Genomic DNA, 22,326 nt, shown 5'->3' on the forward strand with positions numbered 1-22,326 from the left:
CGGGCCGCCGCCCTCAGGACCCCGCCGGCACCAGCTCCCGCAGCGGCCAGGCCGCGTCCACCACCGTGTCCTCGTTGCCCTTCTTCCGCAGGAAGCGCTGGAAGTCCTCCGCCCACTCGGCGTACCAGCCGATCTGACGCTCATGCAGCTCCGCCGGGGTCAGTGCCGCCACCGAGGCGTGGCGGGCGGCTATCGCCAGGGCCACCCGGACCGCCGCCAGGGCATCCGCGTACGCCTCGTGCGCCGCGTCCAGCACCACGCCGTACTCCGCGCAGACCGCCTCCAGGTTGCGCTTGCCGCGCCGGTAGCGGTCGACGGCGCGGTCGATCGTGTACGGGTCGATCACCGGGCCGACCGTCGCCACGGACTCCAGCCCGTACCGCCGCAGTTCGGCGGAGAGCAGCGTCAGGTCGAACGGCGCGTTGTACGCCACCACCGGCACCCCGCGCGCCCAGTACTCCCCCAGCTCCTCCGCGATCTCCCGCGCCACCTCGGCCGGCGGACGCCCCTCCGCCGCCGCCCGTTCGCTGCTGATGCCGTGGACCGCCGACGCCTGCGCGGGGATACGGATGCCCGGGTCGGCGAGCCAGGTCTGCCGCCGTATCACCTCGCCGCCCCGGACCTCGACCACCGCCGCGGTCACGATCCGCGCCTCCAGCGGCTCCGTACCGGTCGTCTCCAGATCAAAACCGACCAGCGTTTCCCCATACCAAGGCATCATGCCCCTCCCTCATGGTGCGGTGGCGCTTCCCCCGTTCCGGAGCCCCCCGTCGTTCATTCACCCTGCCACGCGCCACTGACAACGCAGGGGACAGCCGGGCGGCGCAGCCGCGGCGGGCCGGCTCAGGAGACCGGACGGGAGTCCGCCCAAAGCAGTTCGAACTCCTCGCGATAGGTCTGGAAGAGACCGATTTCCGTCTCCTGGCCCGAGCGCACGACCTCGCGCCCCGCGGCGCCCCGCAGCACCAGTACCGGCGACTCCATCCCGCGCGCCCGCCGCAGATACGGCTGCACCACCGCGAGCCCGTCGGCGCCGTCGCCGTCGACCAGATACGCCGTGAACCGCGGGGTCTCGTCGAAGACATGGATCTCGAACGCGCCCGGGTCGCGCAGCTTGGACCGTACCCGGCGCATATGAAGGATGTTCATCTCCACCGAACGGCTCAGCTCGCCCTTCTTGAGCCCCAGCTCCCGTTCGCGCCGTTTGACCGCGCTGCTCGCCGGGTTGAGGAACACCAGTCGTATCCGGCACCCCGACTCGGCGAGCCTGATCAGCCGACGCCCCGAGAAGTTCTGGACGAGAAGGTTCAGCCCGATGCCGATGGCGTCGACACGCCGGGCGCCGCCGAACAGATCCTCGGCCGGGATCTGCCGTTGCAGCCTGACCCGGTCGGGATGGACGGAGACCACGTCCGCGTACCGGTCGCCGACCAGATCCTCCATCGCGTCGACCCGCAGTCGCGCCGCCGACGGCACCCCGCTGCCGCCGCCCAGGATCTCCAGCAGCCGGGCCGAGGCGCGCTCCGCCTGGGCGAGGACCGTCTCGGAGAGCGCGCGATTGCGCGACACGACGTTCCGCGCGACCTCCAGCTCGTCCAGCGCCAGCTCCACATCGCGCCGGTCGTCGAAGTACGGTTCGAAGCCAGGCCAGTGCTGGACCATCAGCTCGCGGAGCTGAGGCAGCGTGAGGAAGCTCAGGACATTGTCGTCGGCCGGGTCGAGCAGATAGCCCTTGCGCCGGGACACCTCCCGTACCGCCACGGCGCGCTGCACCCACTCCTGCCCGGCGGGCCCGGCGGCGGCGACCACCCACTCCTCGCCGTGGACGGGCTCGTAGATGGGCCGCAGCACCGCCGCCACGACCGCGCGCAGCCGCTGCTCCACCAGATTCAGCCAGATATAGGCACGTCCGGCCCGTTGGGCACGCGTACGGACTTCGCTCCAGGCGTCCGCGCCCCAGTCCAGTTCCGCCCCGATCTCCATCGGTCGCGCCAGGGAGACCGCTCCAGGCGGGATGTCGCCGGAGTCCCCCGCGTGACCTGCGTCACCAGGGGGCAGCTCCAGCCCTCCCGAGCTCACCCGCGCACCGCCTTTTCTTCCCCTTCAACGATCAAGGAAGGGTACTCCGAGGACCGGAGGCGATGCAGCCCGATGCACAGGCTCCTTTCTCAACTCCCTTATTCGTGCGGCTCGTTCTCGGCGCCGGCTTGTGCCGGAGTGAGCTGATTCACCATGGTTGCGCCCGTTCCGCGCCTGCGTCCGATGGGGCGCGACGGCGCTTGAGGGACCGGTGGGGAGGGGCCGCGGACCGGGCGACGGCGGAACACACGAAGTTGACCCGGCCCGCCCAGCGCCCGCCCCGGCCCCGGCCCGGTGCGCCGCCCGACGCCCGCCGGCGCTCGCCCCGACGCGGACCCCGCGCCCTGACCCCGCGCCAAGAACGCACCGGGTTCCTAGGTCGAGGGGCCTCTTTCGGGGAAGATCTGGCTCTAGGGCGTGTCCGTAAAGTCTCGCCCGGCCCGCGGGCGACAGGCCCTGGGCCCCGCAGCACCCGGATCAGAAGTGGAAGAGTCGTAGCTATGCAGGTCTGGCCGGGACAGACGTATCCCCTCGGCGCCACGTACGACGGCGCCGGCACCAACTTCGCGGTCTACTCAGAGGTCGCGCACCGGATCGAGTTGTGCCTGCTGCACGACGACGGTTCAGAGACGGCGGTGGAGCTGCGCGAGACGGACGCCTTTGTGCGGCATGCCTATCTGCCGGGCATCATGCCAGGTCAGCGCTATGGCTTCCGGGTCCACGGGCCGTACGAACCGGAGCGCGGACACCGCTGCAACGCCGCCAAACTGCTTCTCGATCCGTACGCGCGTGCGATCAGCGGCAGTATCGAGTGGGGCGAGTCGGTGTACGGCTACCACTTCGGCAAGCCGGACTCCCGCAATGACATGGACTCGGCACCGCACACGATGACCTCGGTGGTCGTCAATCCGTACTTCGACTGGGGCGACGACCGGCTGCCGCGTACGGACTACCACCGTACGGTGCTGTACGAGGCCCATGTGAAGGGCCTGACCATGCTCCATCCGGAGCTGCCGGACGAGCTGCGCGGCACCTACGCGGGGCTGGCCCATCCAGCGGTGATCGAACATCTCACCGAACTGGGGGTCACCGCGCTGGAGCTGATGCCGGTGCACCAGTTCGTCAACGACCACCGGCTGGTCGACTCGGGCCTCAGCAATTACTGGGGTTACAACACGATCGGGTACTTCGCCCCGCACAACGCCTATGCCTCGTGGGGCGACCGGGGCGAGCAGGTCCTGGAGTTCAAGCAGGCCGTACGGGCGCTCCACCGGGCCGGGATCGAGGTCATCCTCGACGTGGTCTACAACCACACGGCGGAGGGCAGCCATCTCGGTCCGACGCTCTCCTTCCGCGGCCTGGACAACGCGCAGTACTACCGGCTCGGCGAGAACGCCCGCTACTACACGGACACCACCGGCACCGGGAACTCCCTGCTGATGCGCAGCCCGCATGTCCTCCAGCTCATCATGGACTCGCTGCGCTACTGGGTGACCGAGATGCATGTGGACGGCTTCCGCTTCGATCTCGCGGCGACCCTGGCCCGCCAGTTCCACGAGGTGGACCGGCTGTCGTCGTTCTTCGACCTGGTGCAGCAGGACCCGGTGGTCAGCCAGGTGAAGCTGATCGCCGAACCCTGGGACGTGGGCGAGGGCGGCTATCAGGTCGGGAACTTCCCGCCGCTGTGGACCGAGTGGAACGGCAAGTACCGCGACACCGTACGGGACCTGTGGCGGGGCGAGCCCAGGACCCTGGCGGAGTTCGCGTCCCGGCTGACCGGCTCGTCGGACCTGTACCAGGACGACGGGCGCCGGCCGCTGGCCTCCATCAACTTCACCACCTGCCACGACGGCTTCACGCTGCGCGATCTCGTCTCGTACAACGAGAAGCACAACGAGGCCAACGGGGAGTCGAACCGGGACGGCGAGAGCCACAACCGGTCCTGGAACTGCGGGGTGGAGGGCGAGACCGACGATCCCGCGATCAACGAGCTGCGCGACCGTCAGATGCGCAACTTCATCGCGACGCTGATGCTCTCGCAGGGCGTGCCGATGCTCAGTCACGGCGACGAGTTCGCCCGTACGCAGGGCGGCAACAACAACGCGTACTGCCAGGACAACGAGGTCTCCTGGGTCCGCTGGCCCGAGCCGGGCGAGAAGGACGGCACGGGGATGCTGGAGTTCACCCGGGCGATGGTGTGGCTGCGGCGCGACCATCCGGTGTTCCGGCGGCGGCGCTTCTTCCACGGCCGGCCGGTGGAGGGCACGCACGACGATCTGTCGGACATCTCGTGGTTCACGCCGGAGGGCGAGGAGATGAAGCAGCAGGACTGGCAGGCGGCGCACGCGCAGGCGATGACGGTCTTCCTGAACGGCAACGCCATCTCGGAGCCGGGTCCGCGCGGCGAGCGGATCTCGGACGACTCGTTCCTGCTGATGTTCAACGCGAGCGCCGAGAAGCTGGAGTTCGTGGTGCCGCTCAACCACGGCAGGCACTGGCGGATCATGGTGGACACGGCCCGCCCCGAGGGGGTGGCTCCGGGCCAGGGCGAGAAGGTCGACGGCGGCGACCGGATCACCATGCCGGGCCGGAGCATGACGGTACTGATGCGTCCGGCGTAGTGCGTGTCCTTACGGATCGGGCCCCAGGTCCTGTCCGGCACGGGGGCCTTCCGGCGAGTGCCCCGGCGCGCCGCCTCGTACCCGGGCGGGACCGTACGCCGGGTGGCGGATGACACAGAAGCCGTCCGGCTGGGTACGTACGATCGTATGACTCCCACCGCTACCTACCGGCTCCAGCTCCAGCCGGACTTCCCCTTCTCGGCGGCAGAGAGCGCGGTGCCGTATCTCGCCGCGCTCGGGGTCTCGCATCTGCATCTCTCGCCGGTCCTGGAGGCCGTACCGGGGTCGGCCCATGGCTATGACGTCGTCGACCACTCAGCCGTACGGGCCGAGCTGGGCGGCGAGGAGGGGCTGCGGCGGCTGGCAGCCACCGCCGGGGAGCACGGCCTCGGGCTCGTCCTGGACATCGTGCCGAACCACATGGCCGCCGCGCCGGTCCACAACCGGGCCCTGTGGGAGGTGCTGCGCGAGGGGCGCGACTCGCCGTACGCCCGCTGGTTCGACATCGACTGGGACGCGGGCGGCGGCAAGCTGCTGCTGCCGGTGCTGCCGGCACCGGTCGGGGACGAGCTGGGCGCGCTGCGCGTCGAGGGCGGGGTGCTCGGGCACGGCGACGCCCGCTATCCGCTCGCGCCCGGCACCGAGCACCTGCCGCTGCCGGAGCTGCTGGACGCGCAGCACTACCGGCTGGCCTGGTGGCGGCTGGCCCGTACCGAACTCAACTACCGCCGCTTCTTCAGCATCTCCGAGCTGATCGGCCTGCGGGTCGAGGACCCCGTGGTCTTCGCCGCCACCCACACCAAGATCCTTGAGCTGGTACGGGACGGGGTCGTCAAGGGGCTGCGGATCGACCACCCGGACGGGCTCGCCGACCCGGAGGAGTATCTGCGCCGGCTGAACGAGGCGACGGCCGCGACGGGCCGGAGCTGCTGGACGGTGGTGGAGAAGATCCTCGCCGACGACGAACGGCTGCCCGCCGGCTGGCCGGTCGCCGGCACCACCGGCTACGACGCGCTGCGCCATGTCGACGGGGTCTTCACGGACCCGGCGGGCGCGGCGGCGCTGGAGCGGCACTACCGCCAGGTGGCGGGTCCCATCGGCGACCGCGGCGGCTACTGGGAGGGGACGGTCCGCAGGGCCGCCTACAAGGTCGTCCTCCATGAGCTGGCGGCCGAGGTCTCCCATCTGCTCCGCACGGCGCGCCGGATCTGCGCCGCGGATCCGGCGCTGCGCGACCACGCGCCCTGGGCGCTGCGTACGGCGATCCAGGAGCTGCTCGTACGGGTGCCCGTCTACCGGCCCTATACGACGGCCGGCGGGCCGTGCCCCGAGGCGGCGGAGGCGGCGCTCCCGGCGGAGGCGGTCCGGCAGGCGAAGGCCGCGTTCGCGGTGGAGCGGGAGGCGGCGGCCGTGGACACGGTGCGGGAGCTGGCGCTCGGCAGGCTCGGCGGCGGCCCGGACCACGCCGCGTTCTGCGCGCGCTTCGCCCAGACGGCGTCCGCGCTGCGCGCCAAGTCCGTGGAGGACACGGCGTTCTACCGCTATGTGCCGCTGATCTCGGCGAACGAGGTGGGCGGTGATCCCGGCAGGCCGGCGGTGAGCCCGGAGCGCTTTCACACGTACTGCGAGCGGCTGGCGCGCGACTGGCCCGCCACCGGTACGGTCCTGACCACGCACGACACCAAGCGCAGCGCGGATGTACGGGCCGGGATCGCGGTGCTGTCCCAGTGCCCGCGGCGCTGGGCCGCGCTGCTGGAGCGGGTCGCGGGGGCGACCGGGGCGGCGGCGCCGGATCCGCAGCTCGCGTGGCAGGCGTGGCAGACGGCGGTGGGCTTCACGCCTCCGGAGGACGGCGGCCTTCCGGAGGGTTCGCGGATGGTGCCCGCGCTGCTCAAGTCCGTACGGGAAGCGGGCCTGCACACAAGCTGGACCGACCCCGATCCGCTGTACGAACAGGCGGTGGCGGCCTTCACCGAGGCGGGTCCGGCCGGGCCCGCGCGCAAGGCGGTCGCGGAGTTCCGCGGCGCGCTCGACCCGTACGTACGGGCGGGGGCGCTGGGCGCGGCGCTGGTGCATCTGACCATGCCGGGGGTGCCCGACCTCTACCAGGGCACGGAACGCTCGTACTTCGCGCTGGTGGACCCGGACAACCGGCGGCCCTTCAGCGCCGGGCCGCCCGACGAGAAGACCGCGGTGACGGTGGCGGCGCTGCGGCTGCGGCGGGAGCGGCCGGAGGTGTTCGGCGAGTCGGGAACGTACACGCCCCTGCACGCGACCGGCCCGGCCGCCGCCCACTGTCTGGCCTTCTGCCGCTCGGGCGAGGTGGTCACGGCCGTCACCCGGCTCCCACTGCGGCTGACCGAGTCGGGCGGCTGGGCGGGTACGGAACTGACACTGCCGGAGGGCCACTGGACGGACCTACTGGCCTCCCCCACAAGAGAGTTCGAGGGCGGCACCCCGGTCGCCCTGACGGCACTCTTCACAAACCACCCGGTGGCCCTGCTGAGCCGCCGCACCTGACGGCTGAGGCAGGCCCGGCCGGTCACACGTCACACGGCCCGGCCCGCGCACGAGCCGGGCGGCGCGAGTACGAGGCGCTCGGCACCGGCGTACGGTCGGCACGAGGCCGCGGCAGGCACAGGTGACGGGGGCGGCCGTGTGGTCAGCTTGTGGCGAGGCGGAAGCTCATCTGGCCGAAGCTCACCAGGTCCCCGTCGTGCACCACCGCCGTCGCGGTCACCCGCCGTCCGTTCACGGTCGTGCCATTGGTCGAGCCCAGGTCGCGCAGCACCCACACCCCGCCCTGCATGCTCAGTTCGGCGTGCAGCCGCGAGACCGTGTCATGGCTGAGCCGCAGCCCGTTCATCGGATCGCGTCCGATGCGGAGGGGGTACGGGCCCGGCTGGGGCAGCAGCAGCTTGGGCAGCCGTTCCGCCTGCCAGGCCCTGCGCAGCCGTACGGAGAACGCGGACACCCGGCTCACCGTGCCGAACAGCCGCCGTGACCAGGGTCCTTCGGCGGCCGGCTCCAAGTCCGCGGTGAGCGGCCGGAGTTCCTCGGCCCTGCGGGCCGCCAGCGCGAGATCCATCCGGCGCAGGAAGGTGTCGTGCGACAGCATCCCCTGCGCCACGCCCTCCCGCAGCACCGCGAGGACACGGTCACGCTCGGCGTCGGAGAGCCGCGCGGGATACGTGTGGAACTCGAAGGAGGACGTCACGCAGGTGATTGTCCGTCGGACGGCCCTGGAGTGTCCAGACACTACGGACGCACCGGGACCGGCCGTTACGACCGTTACGGACGGCGGACAGAAGGCCGTTGGCGCCCTGCCCCGTCCGTCCTCGCGTCCACGGTTCGGGGCGGCTCCGGGAATTTCCGGGCGCAAGCCGTTTACAGCGCGGCCCACCGGCGCTACGTTCCGAATTGGGAGCGCTCCCAATCATTCATCCACTTGTCATGATCACGCCGAAGGGACTCGCGCGATGACTCACCCACCCACGTGGTTGTTACATCCCCGCAGAGCCGTACTCCTCGCCCTGCTCGCCGTTCTGCCCGCCCTTCTGCTGGTCGTCGGCAGCGGCGGTACGTCCACCGCCCATGGCACGCCCATGAAGCCGGCCAGCCGTACGTTCATGTGCTGGCGGGACGGCCTGACCAGCACCGGTGAGATCAAGCCCGTCAACCCGGCCTGCAAGGCGGCCGTGGCCGAGAGCGGTACGACCCCGCTCTACAACTGGTTCTCGGTGCTGCGCTCCGACGGCGCCGGGCGCACCAAAGGCTTCATCCCGGACGGACAGCTCTGCAGCGGCGGCAACACGACCTTCTCCGGCTTCAACAAGCCGCGGAACGACTGGCCGCTCACGCACCTGACCTCCGGCGCCTCGCTCGACTTCTCGTACAACGCGTGGGCGGCGCACCCCGGTTGGTTCTACGTGTACGTCACCAAGGACGGCTTCGACCCCACCAAGACCTTCACCTGGGACGACCTGGAGTCGACGCCCTTCCTGACGGTCGACCATCCGCAGGTGACCGGTTCCGTCGGCACGGTCGAGGGCGCGTACAAGTGGCGGGGCACCCTGCCCAGCGGCAAGTCCGGCCGCCACATCATCTACATGGTGTGGCAGCGCTCCGACAGCCAGGAGACCTTCTACAGCTGCTCGGACGTGGTCTTCGACGGCGGCAACGGCGAGGTGACCGGTGTCGGCGACCCCGGCACCACGGACCCGACCGACCCGACCGACCCGACGGACCCGCCCACCGACCCGCCGACTGACCCCACCGCCACCTGCACCGCGACCCGGACCACCACCGGTTCCTGGGCCGGCGGCTACCAGGCCGAGGTCACGGTGAAGAACACCAGCACCCATCCGATCCTGGGCTGGATGGTCAAGTTCGCCCTGCCGTCCGGACAGAAGGTCGACAACCTGTGGAACGGCAGTGCCACGTACGGAGGACAGGAGGTCATGGTCCACAACACCGACTGGAACGGCTCGCTCGCGGCCGGTGCCTCCACGACCTTCGGCTATGTCGCCTCGGGAGGATCGCCGGACACGGCCACCACGCCACCCTGCTCGGTCCACTGACCCGGCCGCTGTCCGGTCCCCGCGAAGCGCACGACATGTACGACAGGTGCGACGGGTGCGACGAGTGCGGGACGCACGGTTGACTCGTACGCGCTGACCCCGTCCGTACACCCGCACGGCCCACGCTCCGGCCCGGCTCGCCGCTCTCACCCCACCCCGTGCGGCGGGCCGGGTCCCTTGCGACCATGGGGTGACGGCCGAGCAGCACAGGGCCGGCGTCCGCCGAACGACCGCCGCAGACAAGGGGAAACCGCTCGTGCGCTTCGAAGTGTGGGCACCGGAGGCCAGGGACCGGGTCACCCTCCATCTGGGGGACATGGGGCGGAACCACATGGGGTCCGACGACATGTCGCCGGCACACATGGGGCGAGGGGACATGGCGCGAGAGCACATGTCGCCGGACCACATGGATCCGGACCACATGGGGCGGGGAGACACCGGGCGAGGAGACACGGGGCCTGCAAACGTGAGCCCCGCGGACACGGAGCCCGCAGACATGGGGCCCGCGGACATGGGGCGGGCAGACATGGCGCCCGACCACATGTCGCCCGACGACATGGCGTCGGAATACACCCGGCTGCCCATGGATCGTGTCCCCGGCCGGGACGGCTGGTGGACCGTCGAGGCGCCCGCCGCCGACGGCACCCGCTACGGCTTCGCCCTCGACAGCGGCCCCGTACTCCCCGATCCCCGCTCCCGCCGCCAGCCGGACGGACCGGACGGCCCCAGCGCCGTCGTCAACCAGGCGGCATACCGGTGGCACACCGCCTGGCAGGGCCGCGATCTGCCCGGCGCGGTCCTGTACGAGCTGCACATCGGCACCTTCACCCGCGAGGGCACCTTCGACGCGGCGGCGGAGCTGCTGGCGCCGCTGGCCGAGCTGGGGATCACCCATGTCGAGGTGATGCCGGTGTGCCCGTTCCCGGGCACCCATGGGTGGGGGTACGAAGGGGTCTCGCCCTGGGCGGTGCACGAACCATACGGCGGGCCCGAGGCGTTCAAGCGCTTTGTCGACACCGCGCACGGCCTGGGGCTCGGTGTCGTCCTCGATGTGGTCCACAACCACCTCGGCCCGTCCTGCAACCATCTCCCGAGCTTCGGCCCGTACTTCACCGACACCCACCGCACGCCCTGGGGCGCCGCCGTCAATCTCGACGCCCCCGGCTCCGACGAGGTACGGGCGTATCTCCTCGGCAGTGCCCTGGCGTGGCTGCGGGACTTCCGGCTGGACGGGCTGCGGCTGGACGCCGTGCACGCCCTCGCCGACCGGCGCGCGCTGACCTTCCTCGAAGAGCTGTCGGCGGCGGTCGACGCGCTCTCCGCCGAGCTGGGCAGGCCGCTGTTCCTGATCGCCGAGTCAGACCTCGGCGATCCCCGTACCACCACGCCCCGCGCGGACGGCGGCCTCGGGCTGCACGCCCAGTGGAACGACGACTTCCACCATGCCCTGCACACCGCGCTCACCGGTGAATCCCAGGGCTACTACGCCGACTTCGCCCGCGAGCCGCTCGCCGCGCTCGCCAAGACCCTCACCCGGGTCTTCTTCCACGACGGCACATATTCGAGCTTCCGCGGCCGTACCCACGGCCGCCCCCTCGACCGTACGAGAACGCCCGCGCACCGCTTCCTCTGTTACGCCCAGACCCATGACCAGATCGGCAACCGCGCGCTCGGCGACCGGCTCTCCGCCACCCTCTCCCCCGGGCTGCTGGCCTGTGCCGCGCTGCTCGTGCTGACCGCACCCTGCACCCCGATGCTCTTCATGGGCGAGGAGTGGGGCGCCGCCACACCCTGGCAGTTCTTCACGGACCACTCGGACCCGGTGCTCGCCGAGGCGGTACGGACGGGCCGCCGCCGGGAGTTCGCGGCGCACGGCTGGGCAGCGGAGGAGATCCCGGACCCGCAGGACCCGGCGACCCGGGAGCGGTCCTGTCTGGACCGCTCGGAGACCGGCAAGGAGCCGCACGCGCGGCTGCTGGCCTGGTACCGCGAGCTGATCGCGCTGCGCCGCGGCCAGCCGGACCTCTCCGACCCGGATCTCGCGGCGGCGAAGGTGGCGTACGACGAGGAGGCGCGCTGGCTCGCGTATCGCAGAGGCGATCTGCGGATCGCGGTCAACCTCTCCGGCGAGCCCGCGCTGATCCCGCTGGGCAGCGGCAGGAACCGGGGCGGCGGCCGGGTGCTCGCCGCCTGGGAGCCGGTCGCGCCGCCGGACGCGGACGGGATGCTGCGCCTGCCGCCGGAGTCGGGCGTGGTGCTGGCCGACGACTGAGGGCGGCCGGGCGGGGCCGCGGGCCGAGGCGGGGCCGGGAGCCGCGGGCCGGGGCTCTCAGGCCGTGTCGGGAGGGCCCGGCCTTCAGGTCACATCCGGAGGGCCCGGCCCCGGTCCGTACCCGGTGGGTCCCGGCCCTCAAGCCGTATCGGGAGGGTCCCGGCCCTCAAACCGTGTCCGGAGGCCTGGCCCTCAGGCCGTGTCCGGAGGATCCCGGCCCTCAGGCCGTACCCAGTGGGTCCCGGCCCTCAGTCCGTATCCCGTGGGTCCCGTTCCAGCAGACGTTCCAGCAGCGCCTGGAAGTCCTCGCCCACCACGATCCGCAGCCCCTCGCCGTCCTCGTCCTCGTCGCTGAGCTGAGTGAGCGTGCCGCCGCGCCACCAGTAGACGTACGGGCTGATGGCGCCCGGCGTGTCCTCGTACCCCGAGGCGGCGAAGGACGCCATCGCGTTCAGGGACGGGATCATGGTGCGGTCGCGGATGACATGGAAGGCGAGCTGGTGCCGGAAGGGCATCGCGACCAGCGCGCCCTCCGGCGGGATCAGCCGGCCCGTGACCTGCGGGACCACCGTCTCCAGGGCCAGCACCCTGCTCGCGGTGTAGAAGGAGTCGCCGAGGACCACTTCGAATCGGGTGCCGTCCGAGTCCTTGATGGTCTCGCGGCCCTCGACCGGCAGTTCACGCAGATTGCGCAGGGCCCGCTCGCGCAGGTGCCGGGTCTCGCCCAGCGGTTCCAGCGCCTCGTCGGTGAGCATCATGACGCTCTCGGGCAGGTCGAGCGCGAGCACTTCGTACAGCCCGGGGGCGACCGAGCGGGCATAGCCGAAGGTCTGCGGATCGAGGCCGTCCTCGCTGATCACCCGGGGGTAGAGCTGCGAGCGGATCTGCTCAGGTGCCAGGGTGTCCAGGGCGGAGGGGGAGTCCATGGTGCGCAGCACCATGCCGACATGACGGCGCACCAGCTCGCCCCAGACGCGCGGGCCGCGGTCGTCGTTGTGACAGACGGCCGCGAGATTGCCGAGACCGAACTGCCGGCCGGCGCTGTCGGTCACCATGTCCGGGTAGAGCGTGACCTCCAGACCGCGTTCCGCGAAGGCCTCCCGGACCTGGCTGCGGAACCGCGCGGCCTCGTCCACCGAGAAGAAGGAGAAGGCGGGGTCCCGAGGCGTCGTGTCGCGACCGTCACGCTTCGGCCCTCGTCGGAACAGCCCCACGCCATCGCCTCCGCTCATCCCGGGCCGGCCGCCGCTCGCCGCGCCGGTGCCATCGAGTCCGTCCCGGCCGCCATGCGTCCGTGTCCATTCCATTGATCACCGCGGCACCAAGCCACACCGGGCCGTACCGGGCCACCGGTGATCCGTTACCTCCGATGCTAATGCGGTGAGGGTGCGGGTTCGCCGGGTCCCTGCGGCTGCCGGGCCGACTGCGCCGTATCCCGCGAAGCGCCGGACGGGCCGGCCCGGCCGGAAGCGACCGGGCCGGAGCACCGTGCGCCCTACCCGGCCAGGGCCACCACGAAATCCGCGCGGGACCGGCCGCGGTCCACCAGGCGGGCGTTGGGCTCGTCGGAGTCGGTGACCCAGCGCTCGGCGTACGCGCGGTCCTTGCCGTGGAGTACGTGCCGGTCCACCAGCCGGGCGACCCGGACCGCCGGGTCGAGGTCCAGGTACCAGACCTCGTCCAGAAGGGTACGGACCGGGGCCCAGGGGCCTTCGTCGTGCAGCAGATAGTTGCCCTCCGTGATCACGAGCGGGATCTCGGGCGGTACGGCGATGCTGCCCGCCACCGGTTCCTCCAGCGAGCGGTCGAAGGCGGGCGCGTACACGACGGTGCCGGGCTCGGGGGCGCGCAGCCGGCCGAGCAGGGCGGTGTAGCCGGCCGCGTCGAAGGTGTCGGGCGCGCCCTTGCGGTTCTCCCGGCCGAGGCGGCGCAGCTCGGTCTGGGCGAGATGGAAGCCGTCCATGGGGACGAGTACGGCGAGCCCGTCGAGGCGTTCGACCAACCGGGCGGCGAGGGTGGACTTGCCCGCACCGGGCGGCCCCGCGATACCGAGAATGCGACGGCGGCCCGGACCCGACCGGCCGCGGGGGCGCGGCTCCCCACCGAAGCCCGATCCGCCGCCGGAGCCCGGGGCACCGCCGGAGTCCGGGTCCCCGCCGAAGCCCGACCCGCCACCGGAACCCGGATCCCCACCAGAGCCCGAGCCACCACCGGAACCTGGATCCCCACCAAAGCCCGAGCCACCGCCGGAGCCCGAGCCACCGTCCGAGTCCGGGTCCCCGCCGAAGCCGGACCCGCCGCCCGGGCCCGGGTCCCCGCCGGAGCCCGATCCGGCGCCGGACTCCGCTCCGCCGTCCGGGTCCGCGAGGCGGCGGGCGCGGGCGGTCAGCTCGGCGATCTGCTGCGCATCCATGGACCGCATTGTTCCATCTTGCCGGGCCGCCGGTCATACGTATAACTTCACCCGCATGTCCTTCATCGCCCTGATCACCCTCGTCGTGGACGACTACGACAAGGCCATCGCCTTCTACACCGGATCCCTCGGCTTCGAGCTCGTCGAGGACACCGACCGCGGCGACGGCTCCCGCTGGGTCGTGGTCAGGCCGCCCGGCTCCACCGGCACCGGCCTGCTCCTGGGCCGCGCCAAGGACGCCGCGCAGCGCGCGAGCGTCGGCGCGCAGACCGGCGGCCGAGTCGGTTTCTTCCTGTACACCGAGGACTTCGCGCGCGATCACGCGCGTATGCGGGCGGCGGGGGTCCGCTTCGTCAGGGAGCCCCGCGACGAGCCGTACGGCACGGTCGCGGTCTTCGAGGACCTGTACGGAAACCTCTGGGACCTGCTTCAGCCCGCGTAGGGCACAACGCGAGCACGGCGGGCGGATTCCGGGGCCCGAACGAATACGTTCCGGGGCCGAGTGGTGCCGGGCGGTGTCGCGCCGGTACGGTCGGGCGCGAGGTCGGGACGGGCTGCTGCCCGGTCCGCACGCCCGCGTGGCCGTCCACGGCCGCCGGGCCGCCTTCGCGCGTCTCGACGAACGCTCCCCCGCTACACCTGGTGGTTCGCTGACATGACGACCGTCGTCCGCCCCCGCTGTACCGGCCGCACCCCGGCGGCGCCGCTGCCCCCGCCGGCCGAACGGGCCGCACCGGGCGCGCCGGGACCGAAAGGGGCCGGCGCATGAGCCTGGCGCAGCTTCTCTTCACGTCCGCCGTCCCGGGCGCGGACGGCCCGCCGGCCCTCGGCGGACCGGGCTTCCGCATCACGGCGGTCACGCCCGGCGTCCCCGACTCGTTCCTCAAGGAGGCCGAGCAGCTCCTCGGGTACGAGCCGCCGCCCGGCGCGCCGCTGCGTCCGGCCACCGCCGAACTCGCCGCTTTCCCGCAGTCGTTGAGCCTCAGCATGCTCGCCGACGGCAGTCGGCTGCTGGCCAGGACGGTCTACGCGGGAGCCGACCACACCGGTGTCTGGGGCACGTTCCACGCCCATGCCGTACAGCTCCCGGGAGAGGCCACGCTCTCCGTCGGCGCGCCGCCCATCAGCACCTGGGGCTCGCCGCAGTGGGTGGCCGGGGCACCGGAGGGCGGCGTGCTCACGCCGCTGGACCGGCCGCCCTCGTCGCGTGGCTTCGACCGGCGTGAGCTGGTGTCGTTCGCGGCCTCCCGCGCTCCGTGGCTCGCCGGGTTCTTCGCCGCCGTACGCGGGCTCGCCGAGGGGGAGTCCGCGCCTCAGCTCGTGCTCGTGGAGCGGCACAGCGCCGATGTGGCCCGGTGGATCGCGCTGGCCTGCGCGGTGCTGCCGGGCCCCGACGCGCACCGGCTGACCTTCACCACGTACACCCGGCGCCCCCAGCGGGCCGGGCAGCAGATCATCGGCGTACTGCCGGAGGACACCGCGGAGCTGGCCGGGATCGGTCACCGCTACTTCGTGCTCGACTGCACGGCGCCACGGCCGGCCGGAGCGGCGGCGCCCGCCGTGGACGCCTGGGACGAGACGGCCGCGCAGATCTGGCAGGCCAGGGCCCCCGAGCTGTTCGAGGAGGCGGCGGCGCTGCCGGGCGGCCGGTTCGACCCGGGCCCGCTCGCGGTCGCCGCGCTGTGCGCGGGCATATCCCCGGGCACGAACGGCCGTACGGCGGCGGCCACTTGGGTGTACGAGCACCCGAACGCACTGGACGGGCAGCGGCTTGAGCGGCTCGTCGAGGCCCTGGCCGCGCCCGCCGCGGACCGCGGCCCGGCCGAAGCGACCGCGCTGGCACGGCTGTTCACGGTGCTCGGCGGCCGGGCTCCGGCCCGTACGACCGCGCCGCTCGCGGCGCTCGTCCTGGCCGAGGCCGTGCGTACCCCGGCCGCCGGGCTCGATCTGCCGGCTCTGCACATCGTGTCGCTCCCCGAGGACCTCAAGGCGCGTCTCGCCGGTCAGTTGGAGCCGGAACTCCGCGCGGGCATAGGCGACGGCGAGGGACCCGACGCGACCTCCCCGGCGGGCACCTCACGGGCGGCGGAGCTGCTGCGCGTCGCCGAACTGCTCGGTGTGGACTGCGCGGACCTGCTGCCCGGCCTCGCACGCCGCCTCTCCCGCGCGCTGATCGCCGATCCGGTGGCCGCGTACACCCCGGCCGTACGGACGGCGCTGGAGGAGTACTTCGATCTGCGTACCACGCTGCTGAGCGAACTCGACGCGCTCGCCGCGGCGGAACCGGCCGCCGCCGCCCGGCTGTTCGCCCGTATCGCCCTTCCTCTCACGGAAGTTCAGGCGATACCGCATCTGCGGATGTGCGCGGAGGTGGCGGGCTCGGAGGGCCTGGCCGGTACGGTCGGCCCGGCTGTCACGGCGCAGGAGGTCCGGGACCGTATCACCGTCCTGCGCTCCGTGCTGCGGGCCTGCGGGGTCTCGCCGTTCGCCGACCCGTTCGTCCTGCGCACCGCCGTACAACTGGTCTGGGACGGCGGTGCCCCGGCGCCCGGCGAGGCCCGACTGATCCTCGCGGAGACCGGCTCGGACGCGCACCGGACCGCCGGGACCTGGCGGGTGCTCGTCCGGGCCGCGCTCGAAGATCCCGGCGACAGCCCCGACTCCCCCGGCCTCGCCCACGATCTGCTGCGCTGCTTCCCCGAGGAGCTGGAACCGCGGGTACGGGGAGCCCTCCAGCTCCTCGAATTCGCGGGGGACCTCACGGCGGGCCGGGCCAAGCCCGGCTGGACCGACCGGGCACTGGCCCTGCGTGCGACGGCGGAACCGGTCGAACTGGGCGTCCTTGAGCAGGTGTTCGGCGCTCTCTCGCGTCAACTGCTGTCCGAGAAGCGGCCGGAGGGGGAGCTGTACGCGCTCGTCCACTGCGGCGACCCGGACCTCACCGCCGCGTACCGCAGGGCCGCGCAGGACGACCGGGTGCGCGAACGGCTGCGTACCGTACCGGAGTTCGTGGCCCACTGCTTCACCACCTGGACCGCGCTCCCCGGCGCCAACGCGACCTGGGACCAGACCAGGTCGGCCCTGCTCGACAAGGTGCTGCGTCCGTCCGTACGGGGACTCTCCGCGAAGGACATCGCCTCGGTCGAACGGAGTCTGGAGCGTACGGGCGACCGCAAGGCGGAGGAGTTCAAGGCCTGGAACCGTCCGGGTGCCCTGTCCCGGCTGGGCATCCGCTTCCCCGCCCGCACCCGCGAGACTCCCCGCGGAGACGGCGGGAAGAAGGGCGACACCGGCAAGAAGCAATAGCCGCGCGGCAGAAGGCATCGGCCGCCGCGGGAAACACCGAGGGCGGCCGATGCGATCGCTCGGCCCAACTACGCCACTCGGTTCGCGAGATCGCGGCGGTGGGCCTCCGCGGCGGCGCGTTCCCCGGGATCGGCCTCCGGGTTCCGGGCGAGCCAGGCGTCCAGGTGCCGAATGGCGCGCTCGGCCCGCGCCGAACCGGGCGTGCCCGGACCGTAGGCCGTTCCGGCGCTCTGTCTCAGCCGGTGCGCCACCTGCTGCAGAAGCGTGAAGGCACCTCTGTCGTTCGGCCAGGCGTCGAGCCAGTCCAGTGCGACGCTCAGGACACGGTCCACCGCCGGCACACCTGGCGGTTCGCCGTCCGGTACGACATCGGGGCCGCCCAGCCGCAACAGCGCGACCAGCAGCTTGCCGCTGTTCTGGGTGCGTGCGGTGCTGGGACCGAGCAGCCCGTGGCCGACGGCCAGGGCTCTGGGCCGTACGGCCGCCGACAGCGCGCGGCTGCCGAGGACCGGGGAGAGGAGTTCGAAGGTACGGGGGGTGCGCGGATGGACCTCGCACCAGGTGACGCAGGTCAGGTGGAGGCTCTCCAGCGTCCGGGCGTCGAGCCGGTCGGCGCCCTTCAGCATGGAGCGCAGCACTGTCATGGTGCTGCTGGGCAGCCCGGCGTCGGCGAGCACGCGGCAGGCGCGAGCGACGAAGCGGTTCCACTCGGGGCCGATCTCGTCGCGGTATCTCAGCAGATCCCGGGTGAGATGGTGCTGCCGATCGGTGACCAGCAGGCCGACGGAGAGAATCTTCACCACGCGGCCGGCCAGCCTGCCACGGTCGGGCGGGGCTGCCTGGGGGCTGCGCAACGCGCTGGCCAGCAGGCGAAAGGCGCTCTCTTCCGAGGGGTGGGCGTCCACCCAGCGCAGTGTCGCGGTCACTACGTCCCGGAACTGCCCGTCGGTGAGGTTCCGGTTCAGCAGCGCGGTGAGCGGGTAGCTGCTGTGCTCGCTCACCGGGTGGCGGCGCAGATAGCCGAACGTCAGGTCCAGCAGCCGGTTCCTGGTGCCGTCGTCCAGTGACGTCTTGGCCAGGAGGGGCGGGAGAAGGGTGCGCGCCACGGTGGGGCCCGACGAGTCGTCGAACAGCTCCAGGGCCGCCTGAGCGTGGCGTTGCAGCTCCTCGTGATCGTCGTCGAGGAGCTTGGTGCGGAGCAGCGCGCCGAGAACACTGGCCCGCTGGCGGCGTTCGGAGTCGGGCCCGGACAGCCAGCGCGCGGTGAGGCGCGCCAGTTCGGCGCACTCGTCGGGGGTGAGCATGGCCTCCGCGCGGGCGGCCCGCTGACGGGCCTTGGTGAGCAGCGGATCGAGTACCAGGCCGGCCTGCGGCGTATCGACGTGCCGGTCCAGCCAGCGCCAGGCACACTCCACGGCGCGGGGGGTGTCGTCGCGACCCGGGAGGCCGCGGCACAGCAGTTCACCGAGCACGTATCCGGCCTCGGCGAGCAGCCCGTAGCCGTCCTCCGCCTCCAGCCAGGCCAGTGAGTCCTTCACGGCCTGCTTGAAGACCGCCTCGGGCAGATCCTTGCGGAGGCGGTGCCGCCTGAGCACCGGTTCGAGCGCGAAACTGGCCTCACGTGGCTCGCGGGTGGCCACGGTGTCCAGCAGATAGCGGGCGGTGGCACCGAGTTCGGGGCCGGTGACCTCGGGGCGCAGCACGAGCGGCGGGGCGACGAAGGCCGCCTCGGGCCTGGTGGCGTGGCGGCTGAGCCAGCCCAGCGCCCAGGTGACCACCTGTGCGGCGCGCGGGTCACGCGGTGGCATGCCGCCCTTGGAGGTGTCCAGCAGTCGCACGAAGACCCGCGAGGCCTGGAGACGTTGCGGGTTGTGGGTGACGTACTCGTACGCGTAGTTCACCGTCCACTCACCAAACGCCGGGTCGTCTCCCTCGGCGGGCAGCGCCTTCTGGAAGGCGAACGCGGCCTGTGGGAGGACGGCGTTCTTGTCGATCCAGCCCATCAGATACGACTGTCCGTGGGAGGCGTCCAGATACGATGCCGCGGCGAGCAGGGCGTGACGGGCTTGCGGATCGAGGAAGTTGCGCCGCTGCCAGGGCTCGACGATCGCGGCCGGGGACCGCTGTACGAGGGACCGCCACGCGCCTCCGCGCAGCAGGGCCAGCAAGGCGCGGCCCTGGGGGTCCTCGGCGATCAACTGCCCCAGGTCGTTGATCCGTTGGGTGAACCACTGTTCGACGGTGTCGGCGAGCTGCCCGCCCGACGTCTCGCCGAGCGCGTCGTGGAGCCGGTTCATCGCCCTGATGACATTGCCCAGGGCCCGGGGACCGCTGAGACCGGTCTCCAGTACGGCCTCCAGGCAGGCGGTGCGGACGGTGGCCAGGTCGCCCTTCAGCAGAACGCGTGAGAGCAACTGATCGGTGTAGAGGTCGTGCACCATGTGCACGACCCCACCGCGCTCCTCCAGCAGTCCGACCCCGCTCAGGACGCCCGTCAGCCCGTCGAGGTCCGCGTCGAGCCCCTCCCGGGGGCGCGGCGCCGAGGCGGCGATCTTCGCGGCGTCGACCAGCCGTGCGTGCGGCTCGGGCTCGCCGTCCCAGGCGTACCGGTCCTCGGCCGGCCGCGGGAGGGAGAGCCGCTCCGTGTCCAGTACATGGCGGAGCCACCCGGTGATGTCTCCCGCGTCGAGGGGAACGACCCGGCTGAGGTCGTGCCCGCGGACGGCCTCGTTGTGGAAGTACTGGGCCAGCAGCAGGGCGATGGCCGGCGGGCCCGCGCACAGTCTCACGACACGGCGTTCCCCGATCTGCCGCACGGCCGCGCCGGCATGGGTCTCCACAGCCGTCCGGCAGACGGCGGCTTGATGGCCCGGGTCCGTGGGCACCTCGATGTCGTCGAAGGTGTGCTGCGGGCGCAACGGGCTGTACCAGGCGTTCTTCAGGGCCGTGGTCCGGGCGCCGACCAGCACCGCGAGTTCGCTGCCCGCCGCGACCGCGGCCGACCGCAGTCCGTTGACGGTCATCTCGCTGTCGGTGAGCGACTCGATGTCGTCGGCGACGAGCAGTATTCGCCGCGAGTACGGACGGACGCTCGCCCAGGCGGCTTCCAGGGACACCTGTTCGTCCAGATGGATGACGAGCCAGCCCTCCTGGTCGGCGAGCACGGCGGTCTCCAGACGCAGCCGTTCCTTGCCCGTCCCGGAGGGTCCGCTGAGCACCACGCCGATACGGGTCCGGGCCTCGGCGGCCAGCCCGGTCAGTCTGTCCAGAACGTTGCGAGGTGACGCGGGGTGGCGAGGGCCGGGGTCCACGAACCGTAATCGATGCGACGTCAGCTCCGGGCCTCTGGCCGCCACCTGGTCCACGTACTCGTGATGGAACGTCAGATGGCCTCCGGCGCGCCAGCCGTCGGGCAGTGCCGGGCGCAAGTCGGGGGAGACGCCCTCGGCGAGCAGCAACTCGCGCCACCGCGGGTCGTCGATGGTGTCCAGCGCGGACACCTCGTGGGCGCTGACTCCGGTCGAGGGGGCATGGCCGCGGAACACCGCGACCAGCAGCCCCGAGTCCCGGGCGATCACCGCCGCGCCGGACATGCCTTTCCAGGGACTGTCGCTGGGCGCGGCCGGGGCCGGTGTGCTGTCGAGCTGGAAGCGCAGTGTCCCCGGTGAACCCGTGTCGGCGTTCGCGATCCGGCCGGAGACATGGTGTCTGCCGCGCCGGCGTTCGCCGGCGTGGCTGTCGGTGATGTCGGTGTGAGCCGGATACCCGAGCGCGTCGGCCGTGACCGTCGCCGCCCGCGCACGGTCCACCCGGCCCAGCCGTACGGGTTTCACCGTGGTCGGCGGCGCCTCGGCGAACCTCAGCAGTGCGACGTCCGTACGGCCGTCCTGCCAGGCGCGCTCCGCGGGCCGGTAGTCGCCGTCGCCGTCCAGGTCCACCGAGACCGCGCCGGTCCCGCCGACTTGATGGGCGGCGGTGAGCACCAGCCGGTCGGAGATCCGGTACCCACTGCAGAACGCGATGTCCGTGGAGCCCTCGACGGAGACCAGGACACGTGCGACACGGCCGGGCTCCGGGACAGGTTGCCGAGACGATGAGCTCATCTCTCCCCCCGTCACCGCGGCGGCGCGCTCAACCGGTCATTCGTCTGCACCAGCTCGCCCGCGATCGTGCGGGCATCGAGCTGGATGCGCAGGGTCTGCACCTCGCTGTCGCTCTGCGAGCGCTTGAGCCCGGCGGAGATGACATGGACCTTGATGCCGCCGTTCACATCTCCGCTGCGGGTGAGCGTGGTCTGCAATTCCAGTTCGAGCGAGGTCACACCCAGGCGCAGCGGCCCGCCCTCGGCCTCGGCTTCGGCCATTGCCGTGGCCAGTTCACGGCGGATGGCACCCAGCGCGGACGCCAAGCCGATTCCCTCGTCCTGCCCCGATGAACTCACTGATTCCCCCGGCTCCTGTGGTCACAACAGGCTGACGACCCAGGCTACTTGGAGTGCGGGGGCACTGCCATGCGCGCGGTGGCGCCGTAGCGGCGCGACTCCACGGCGCCACGGCCCCACGCGGTTCTCGTCCGGGCCCGGCTCTCGTCCGGGCTCGGTTCTCGTCCGTTCAGCTCTCGTCCGGGCTCAGGTCCCGTCCGTTCAGCTCTCGTCCGGGCTCAGCCGCAGCGAGATGCTGTTGATGCAGTACCGCTGGTCCGTCGGGGTCGGGTAGCCCTCGCCCTCGAAGACATGCCCCAGGTGCGAGCCGCAGCGGGCGCAGCGGACCTCCACGCGGACCATGCCGTGCGAGCGGTCCTCGATCAGCTCGACCGCGTCCGAGTCCTTCGGGTCGTAGAAGGACGGCCAGCCGCAGTGCGATTCGAATTTGGTGTCGGAGCGGAACAGCTCCGCGCCGCAGGCCCGGCAGGAGTAGACGCCGGGCGTCTTCGTGTCCGTGTACTCGCCGGTGAAGGCGGGCTCGGTGCCGGCCTTGCGGAGCACCTGGTACTCCGCGGGCGTCAGCTCCGCGCGCCACTGCTCGTCCGGCTTGTCGATGTCGTACGGCATGCGCT

General features: G+C 72.1%; 14 protein-coding genes. 6 read left to right on the forward strand and 8 right to left on the reverse strand.

Annotation, left to right across the window (positions count from 1 at the left end; genetic code table 11):
* Positions 1–13 precede the first annotated feature (13 nt).
* Both KQY30_RS07380 and KQY30_RS07385 read right to left on the reverse strand, forming a co-directional pair.
* Complete coding sequence (locus tag KQY30_RS07380) at positions 14–718, reverse strand: 3'-5' exonuclease (RefSeq protein ID WP_217310830.1); 705 nt, start codon at positions 716–718, stop codon at positions 14–16.
* A gap of 125 nt (positions 719–843) precedes the next feature.
* Complete coding sequence (locus KQY30_RS07385; RefSeq protein ID WP_217306149.1) at positions 844–2,079, reverse strand: SAV2148 family HEPN domain-containing protein; 1,236 nt, start codon at positions 2,077–2,079, stop codon at positions 844–846.
* A 500-nt stretch (positions 2,080–2,579) separates the two neighbouring features.
* Between KQY30_RS07385 and glgX the strand changes: the two genes are divergently transcribed.
* Complete coding sequence (glgX, locus tag KQY30_RS07390) at positions 2,580–4,700, forward strand: glycogen debranching protein GlgX (RefSeq protein ID WP_217306150.1); 2,121 nt, start codon at positions 2,580–2,582, stop codon at positions 4,698–4,700.
* Between the two features lie 147 nt (positions 4,701–4,847).
* On the forward strand, positions 4,848–7,220 hold the full coding sequence (treY, locus tag KQY30_RS07395; RefSeq protein ID WP_217306151.1) for a malto-oligosyltrehalose synthase: 2,373 nt from the start codon (positions 4,848–4,850) through the stop codon (positions 7,218–7,220).
* Between the two features lie 142 nt (positions 7,221–7,362).
* Here treY and KQY30_RS07400 read toward each other — a convergent pair whose 3' ends face one another.
* Complete coding sequence (locus tag KQY30_RS07400; protein WP_217306152.1) at positions 7,363–7,917, reverse strand: DUF1707 and FHA domain-containing protein; 555 nt, start codon at positions 7,915–7,917, stop codon at positions 7,363–7,365.
* A 262-nt stretch (positions 7,918–8,179) separates the two neighbouring features.
* Here KQY30_RS07400 and KQY30_RS07405 point away from each other — a divergent pair, with 262 nt between their 5' ends.
* A complete protein-coding gene (locus KQY30_RS07405) occupies positions 8,180–9,280 on the forward strand; it encodes a lytic polysaccharide monooxygenase (protein WP_217306153.1) in 1,101 nt (366 codons plus the stop codon).
* Positions 9,281–9,806: 526 nt separating this feature from the next.
* Positions 9,807–11,552, forward strand: coding sequence for a malto-oligosyltrehalose trehalohydrolase (gene treZ, locus KQY30_RS07410; protein WP_217310832.1), 1,746 nt, complete (start codon positions 9,807–9,809; stop codon positions 11,550–11,552).
* Positions 11,553–11,800: 248 nt separating this feature from the next.
* On the opposite strand, the gene KQY30_RS07415 is transcribed toward treZ, so the two are convergent.
* Complete coding sequence (locus KQY30_RS07415) at positions 11,801–12,766, reverse strand: hypothetical protein (RefSeq protein WP_217306154.1); 966 nt, start codon at positions 12,764–12,766, stop codon at positions 11,801–11,803.
* Between the two features lie 281 nt (positions 12,767–13,047).
* Positions 13,048–13,608 (reverse strand): nucleoside/nucleotide kinase family protein, encoded by a 561-nt coding sequence (locus KQY30_RS36265; protein ID WP_254407548.1) that lies wholly within the window; start codon positions 13,606–13,608, stop codon positions 13,048–13,050.
* Between the two features lie 412 nt (positions 13,609–14,020).
* Between KQY30_RS36265 and KQY30_RS07425 the strand changes: the two genes are divergently transcribed.
* Both KQY30_RS07425 and KQY30_RS07430 read left to right on the forward strand, forming a co-directional pair.
* Positions 14,021–14,407 (forward strand): VOC family protein, encoded by a 387-nt coding sequence (locus KQY30_RS07425; protein WP_217306156.1) that lies wholly within the window; start codon positions 14,021–14,023, stop codon positions 14,405–14,407.
* A gap of 323 nt (positions 14,408–14,730) precedes the next feature.
* Positions 14,731–17,271 carry a GTPase-associated protein 1-related protein gene (locus tag KQY30_RS07430; protein ID WP_217306157.1) on the forward strand — a complete coding sequence of 847 codons (2,541 nt, stop codon included), beginning with the start codon at positions 14,731–14,733 and terminating at the stop codon, positions 17,269–17,271.
* A 68-nt stretch (positions 17,272–17,339) separates the two neighbouring features.
* Here KQY30_RS07430 and KQY30_RS07435 read toward each other — a convergent pair whose 3' ends face one another.
* From KQY30_RS07435 to msrB, 3 genes are all read right to left on the reverse strand, one after another.
* Entirely contained in the window at positions 17,340–21,374 is a 4,035-nt protein-coding gene (locus KQY30_RS07435) for a serine protease (RefSeq protein ID WP_217306158.1), read from the reverse strand.
* 11 nt (positions 21,375–21,385) lie between these two features.
* A complete protein-coding gene (locus KQY30_RS07440; RefSeq protein ID WP_254407002.1) occupies positions 21,386–21,712 on the reverse strand; it encodes a trypco2 family protein in 327 nt (108 codons plus the stop codon).
* 201 nt (positions 21,713–21,913) lie between these two features.
* Positions 21,914–22,321 carry a peptide-methionine (R)-S-oxide reductase MsrB gene (msrB, locus tag KQY30_RS07445; RefSeq protein ID WP_217306159.1) on the reverse strand — a complete coding sequence of 136 codons (408 nt, stop codon included), beginning with the start codon at positions 22,319–22,321 and terminating at the stop codon, positions 21,914–21,916.
* Positions 22,322–22,326: the final 5 nt, after the last annotated feature.

The organism is Streptomyces sp. GMY02 (assembly GCF_019056675.1).
In the GTDB taxonomy this organism is placed as follows: domain Bacteria; phylum Actinomycetota; class Actinomycetes; order Streptomycetales; family Streptomycetaceae; genus Streptomyces; species Streptomyces odonnellii.